The organism is Salipiger sp. HF18 (assembly GCF_011806505.1).
In the GTDB taxonomy this organism is placed as follows: Bacteria; Pseudomonadota; Alphaproteobacteria; order Rhodobacterales; family Rhodobacteraceae; genus Salipiger; species Salipiger thiooxidans.
Genome location: NZ_JAATOS010000279.1, coordinates 1 through 5,475, shown reverse-complemented (window position 1 = coordinate 5,475; position 5,475 = coordinate 1). Strand labels below are relative to the sequence as shown.

General features: G+C 67.7%; 7 protein-coding genes. 1 reads left to right on the top strand and 6 read right to left on the bottom strand.

The features are described 5' to 3' along the window. The 6 genes from HC022_RS18405 to HC022_RS18380 all read right to left on the bottom strand — a co-directional run. Positions 1-446, bottom strand: a 446-nt coding sequence (locus HC022_RS18405; protein ID WP_167453393.1) for an extracellular solute-binding protein, incomplete at its 3' end; no start/stop codon positions are given. A gap of 34 nt (positions 447-480) precedes the next feature. Further along, positions 481-1,575, bottom strand: a complete 1,095-nt coding sequence (locus HC022_RS18400; protein ID WP_167453392.1) for an ABC transporter ATP-binding protein — start codon at positions 1,573-1,575, stop codon at positions 481-483. A 214-nt stretch (positions 1,576-1,789) separates the two neighbouring features. Further along, a complete protein-coding gene (locus HC022_RS18395; protein WP_040384063.1) occupies positions 1,790-2,299 on the bottom strand; it encodes a polymer-forming cytoskeletal protein in 510 nt (169 codons plus the stop codon). Then, positions 2,289-3,596 carry a M23 family metallopeptidase gene (locus HC022_RS18390; RefSeq protein ID WP_050782287.1) on the bottom strand — a complete coding sequence of 436 codons (1,308 nt, stop codon included), beginning with the start codon at positions 3,594-3,596 and terminating at the stop codon, positions 2,289-2,291. The genes HC022_RS18395 and HC022_RS18390 overlap by 11 nt, the downstream gene beginning before the upstream one ends. 190 nt (positions 3,597-3,786) lie before the next feature. Next, complete coding sequence (locus HC022_RS18385; protein WP_167453391.1) at positions 3,787-4,605, bottom strand: ferritin-like domain-containing protein; 819 nt, start codon at positions 4,603-4,605, stop codon at positions 3,787-3,789. Between the two features lie 39 nt (positions 4,606-4,644). After that, positions 4,645-5,097, bottom strand: a complete 453-nt coding sequence (locus HC022_RS18380; RefSeq protein WP_167453390.1) for a peroxiredoxin — start codon at positions 5,095-5,097, stop codon at positions 4,645-4,647. Positions 5,098-5,183: 86 nt separating this feature from the next. Between HC022_RS18380 and HC022_RS18375 the strand changes: the two genes are divergently transcribed. Beyond that, a partial coding sequence (locus tag HC022_RS18375) for a hypothetical protein (protein ID WP_175583637.1) occupies positions 5,184-5,475 on the top strand: 292 nt, incomplete at its 3' end.

The window sequence follows — 5,475 nt, the reverse complement described above, 5'->3', positions numbered from 1 at the left end:
CGGTTCTCTTCCTTGATGAGATCCATCCACCTGGTGACCGGCTCGGCGATGTCGGTGTTGTAGGCGATGCCGGTGGTCAGCGCCTTGGTGCCGAAGAAGGTCATGTCGGGGTCGTAGGTGGCGGCGTCATAGGCGCTGACCGGGGCCTCGGGGTAGGCCATCAGGTGGCCGCCGGCCTTGAGCTCGCCAAGGTTGATGACGTCGGCCACGAGCAGCACGTCGGGCTGGACCTGCCCGGCCTCGATCTCGGCGCGCAGCACGTTCATCAGCGCCGAGGTGCCGTTGCGGGTCCACTCGACCTTGATGTCGGGGTGGGCGGCCTCGAAGGCGTCGACGGTCTGCTGCGCCTGCTCGGGGGCCTGGCTGGTGTAGAGCGTGATTGTAGTCTCGGCATAGGCTGTGCTGGCGAGCAGCGATGCGGCAAGCGTCAGGGTCAGGCGGGTCATGGGAGGGTCCTTTGAGGCTTTGGAGGAGGAAGGATCAGGAAGCGGCCCGGTCCGGCAGGACCCAGCCGTCGCGCAGGGCGATGGTGATCCGCTGCCCCTGCGTGAGAGAGGCGGGGGGGGGGGGGGTGAGGGGGGCGGGGATGTTGAGCGTGAGGGGCACGTCGCCGGCGGGGCCGGCCATGACCTCGGTGCGCAGGTAGGCACCGCGGTAGGTGGCGCGCAGGACGTTCGCCGCGATGCCCTGGGCGCCGGGGACCATGTGCAGGTCGCCGGGATGGAACGAGACCCGGGCGCGCGGGCGCGGGCGCTCGCCGCGGGCACAGCGCAGTGCTGCGGGATGGCCCAGAACGCTGGCATGGGCGCGGCCGTCGCCGGTGGGCGCGAGATCCGAGGCGGCGATGACGCGGCCCTCGCCGATGAAGCCCGCCACGGTCTCGCAGGCGGGTTCGCGGAAAAGCTGCTCGGGCGGGGCGAACTGCAGGATGCGGCCACGGTCCATCACCGCGACGCGGGTGGCGAGCGCCAGCGCCTCCGCCTGATCATGGGTGATGTAGAACATGGTGGCGCCGGAGCGCGCGTGGAAGCGGGCGAACTCTTCCTCGAGCGTGCCGCGCAGATGCACGTCGAGGTTGGCCAGCGGCTCGTCGAGCAGCACCACGCGGCTTTCCATGGCGAGGCAGCGGGCAAGTGCCACGCGCTGGCGCTGGCCGCCCGAGAGATCGGCAGGGCGGCGGTCGGCGAGATCGCCGAGCTCGACGAGACCGAGAACCTCGGCCACGCGGGCGTCGCGCGCGGGCTTCGCCATGCCCGAGATCTTCAGGCCGTAGGCGACGTTGCGGGCCACGGTCATGTGGGGCCAGAGCGCGTAGTTCTGGAACACCACGCCGACGCCGCGGCGCTCGGGCGGGACGTGGCCACGGGGCGATGAGACGGTCTCGCCACCGATGGCGATGCTGCCGGCATCGAGCCGCTCGAAGCCCGCGAGGCAGCGCAGCAGCGTGGTCTTGCCACAGCCAGATGGGCCAAGCACGGCGATGAATTCCCCCGACGAGATGGCGAGCGACACCTCGTGCAGGACCCTGGTCCGTCCGAAGCTCTTGTCCAGTGCGTCGATGGTGATGTCGCTCACGTCGCGTCCTTTCCGGCTGGCGCTGCACAGGTGTGCAGTGCTGCCGCGACGGATGCCTGCCGCGCGTTAAACCGCTGCGACGGAGCGATGATGGTTTTGTGACGTCAGGGAGTTTTCCCGAAGGGCCGACGCCGGGCCCCGCGCCCAAGCGCCGGAATCGAAAACGCCGGGCGAGGGGCCCGGCGTTTCGTGTATCGTGTCGAAGGAGGCTGGCTCAGACGGCGTCGCCGGAGGCTGCGGCCGGCGTCGGCTGCGGAGCCGCGGCACCCTTGCCGCGCGCGGACAGCGGATCGTCCTGGCGCTGCACGGAGCCTTCGAAATGGGCACCGCTCTCGATCGCGATGGTTTTGTGGATGATGTCGCCCTCGACACGGGCGGTGGCGGTGAGGCGCACCTTCAGACCGCGCACGCGGCCCACGATGCGGCCGTTGATCACCACGTCGTCAGCAACCACTTCGCCCTTGATCGTGGCGGTTTCGCCGACGGTCAGCAGGTGGGCGCGGATGTCACCTTCGACGGTGCCTTCCACCTGGATGTCGCCAGTGGTCTTCAGGTTGCCGGTGATGTGCAGATCGCTGGACAGGACCGACGCCGGGGGCTTGGCCTTGGGCGGTGCCGACGGCTTGAAGTCCGTGGACGGCTGGCGCGGCGCCTCCGCAGAAGCCTTCGGTGCGCTGTCCTCGGCCTTGGGTCCGGGCTCGTTGATCTTGCTCTTAGAAAACATCGTTTGCAGCCTTGATGTAGGTCATGGGATTTACAGCCTTACCTCCGACGCGAACTTCATAGTGAAGATGCGTTCCGGTCGACCGTCCGGTATTTCCCATATCACCAACCTGATCCCCGCGCGAGACCCTTTGGCCGACCTTCACACGGATTTTGGACATGTGCGCATAACGTGTCTCAATTCCGAACTCATGCTGAATTTTCACCAGCCGCCCGTAGCCAGACATCCAGCCCGCATGGGTCACCACGCCGTCGGCGGTGGCATAGATCGGGGTGCCGTGGGCGGCGGCGAAATCGGTGCCTTCGTGCATCCGGCCCCAGCGGCGCCCGAAGCCCGAGGTGAAGCGGAACGCGTCCTTGAGCGGCACCGCGAAGGGGGCCTTCTCGGCGGCGATCCGATAGAGGTTCAGCTTGTCCATCTCGTTGAGGATGCGGTTGGCGCGCTCGGTGTCGATCGAGGGCTCCTCGCCACGGGTCGAGAAGGTGATCGGGGTGAGCGGACCGCCCTGGCCCGAGTAGCCCTTGCGCACCTCTTTGATGATGCGGTCGGGGTCCATGCCGGCGGCGCTGAACATCTTGTCGAGCGGCTTGACCGAGACGGTCATCGCCTCTTCCAGCTGGCGGAAGATGCGGTCGTTGTTCTCTTCCATTAGGCGCATCTCGGTCGCCATCTCGTCGGCGCGGACGAGCGCGTCCTGAGCGTTGGCGACGACCTGGTCACGCTCTTCGGCGGTGCGGGCAAGGGCGGCTGCCAGCAGGTCGAGCGTGCCGTCGCCCTCGCCGTTGACCGCGGCGGTGGAACCGCCCTCGATCTGGCCCTGAAGCGCTGCGAGGCGGTCGCCCACGTCCTCGCGTTCCTTCATGGTGTCGCGCAGGGTGGTCTGGATGACGTCGATGCCGGTCTCCAGTTCACGGCGGCGGGTCTCGCTGTCGAGCAGCCGGGACTGCATCGACGACACCTGCGCCAGCGCGGTGTTGAAGCGTTCCTGCGCCGCCAGGGCCTCGGCCGCGCGGGAGTCGCGTTCGGCGGAGAGCTCGTTGAGCCGGCGCTGGTAGCTGATCTGGTCACGCTGTGCCTGCTCGCGGTAGTTGCCGGCGCTGATGCTGTCCATCAGCAGGATGGCCGTGGCGACGATCGCCCAGGCCACCAGCAGGGCGCCGCCAAGGAAGGCTACGAGCTGCGTTTCCGAGCGGAGCCGGATGAAGCGTGTGTCGGTATCCGATTTCAGAAACAGCCGACGTTCCGGAAAGACGCGCTCCATGAGCGCATGGGTTCTGATCGCGAGACGCGTTCTCAACTGATTGTCCCTTGTTCCCATCCCATTTGTGACGCTCGGCTCCCCTATATCCGGCGTCCTGCGATGGGGCTTACCCCAGCAATTGTCGATCAAGCAACGTTTTTGGGCGAACGAGTGGCCCGGCCCGGCGATTCCACGCTGAAATGGCGAAAAACCGCCGATGCCAATGGGTTCGCAGGCGGTCCCTGCGTCAGCCCCTGCCGACTTCTTCGGCAAGCGGCCAGTAAAAGTCCGGGGGCAGCCCGGCCTCGGCGCGCTTCTCCTCGTTGAACGGCGGCTTTAGGGCGCCGTGGAAGTAGGTGCGCACGAGGTCGTGGAAGACGTCGCGCGGGTCGAGCTCGTGGCGTCCGCAGAGGAAGTTGAACCACTTCGAGCCATAGGCCACGTGGCCCACTTCCTCGGCGTAGATGGTCTCGAGCGCGGCCACAGCGCTGTCGACGCCCGCCTTGCGGAAAAGCGTGATCATGCCCGGCGTCACGTCGAGCCCGCGCGCCTCGAGCACCATGGGCACCACCGCGAGCCGGCCCATAAGGTCGTCCACCGTGTCCTCGGCCGCGCGCCACATCCCGGCATGGGCGGGGAGCGCGCCGTAATGGCTGCCCAGTTCCTCAAGACAGTCGCACATCAGGTTGAAATGCTTTGATTCTTCGTCTGCGGCTCGGACCCAGTCATCATAGAATCCGGGCGGGAAGGGCACGTCGGTGAAGCGCGCGATGATATCCCAGTGCAGGTCCACTGCGTTGAGCTCGATATGCGCCACCGCGTGCAGCAGCGCGATGCGCCCGGCGGGCGAGCCGGGCTTGCGCTTGGGCACGTTGCGCGGGTCGAGAAGCTCGGGCCGGTCGGGGCGCGAGGGGCGCAGCGGCGGCGTGGCGCTACCCAGGGGGATCGGGGTCCCGGCGGCGCGCGAGGCGCGCCACGCGGCGGCATGGGCGTGCGACTTCGCGGTCTTGTCGCGCCCGTCGGCGGTGGTCAGAACGTCCACCGCCATTTCGCTCAGTGTCATCATCGGGCTGTCCCCGTTCCCGTGTCCGGCCATAGGTGGCGCTCAGAGCGCCTTGGCGGCCGCGAGCACCTCGGCCGCGTGGTCGGGCACCTTCACCTTGCGCCATTCCTTCGCGATCCGGCCGTCGCCGTCGATCAGGAAGGTGCTGCGCTCGATCCCCATGAAGGTCTTGCCGTACATCTTCTTTTCCTTCCAGACGCCGTAGGCCTCGCACACGGTGTCGGTCTCGTCCGAGAGCAGAGGCACGGTCAGCGACTTTTTCGCCATGAACTTCTCGTGGCTCGCCATGCTGTCCTTGGAGATGCCGAAGACCTTCACGCCCGCGGCCTCGAACTCGGGCAGAAGCGCGGTGAAATCGAGGTTCTCGACGGTGCAGCCCGAGGTGTCGTCGCGCGGGTAGAAGAACAGCACGACCGGTGCCGGGCGCAGTGCCGAAAGGGTGATGACCTCGCCCGTGGTCGAGGGCAGGGTGAAGTCTGGGGCCATGTCGCTCATGCTGCGCTCCGCTCTTTGGTTTCTCAAATGCCGTGAGACGGTGTAGAACGCCGGAACGACAAAGCAAAGCAAGAGGCCGGCAAACGGTGAGCGAGGAGAGCACGGAAAGCGCGACGGACCGGCCGGTGCCGCGACGCCGCGGGCGAAAGCGCCGTCTGGCGGGCGGGGTCTTTGCGGTGCTGAGCGTGCTCGCGCTGCTCGTGGGGGCGAGCGTGCTGGCGCTGATCGGGCGGCCGCTGTCGGCCCCGGACTGGTTGCGCGCGCGCATCGAGGCGCGGCTGAACGAGGCGGTGCCGGGGCTCGATTTCCGCTTCGGCGACGTGCGGTTGCTGGTGCAGTCCGACGCGCTGGCGCGGATCGTGCTGACCGACGTGGACA

Bases quoted from the DNA above. Each gene is read 5' to 3' on its own strand.
- HC022_RS18395 (WP_040384063.1), bottom strand. From the start codon at position 2,299: ATGTTTTCTAAGAGCAAGATCAACGAGCCCGGACCCAAGGCCGAGGAC.
- HC022_RS18385 (WP_167453391.1), bottom strand. From the start codon at position 4,605: ATGATGACACTGAGCGAAATGGCGGTGGACGTTCTGACCACCGCCGAC.
- HC022_RS18380 (WP_167453390.1), bottom strand. From the start codon at position 5,097: ATGAGCGACATGGCCCCAGACTTCACCCTGCCCTCGACCACGGGCGAG.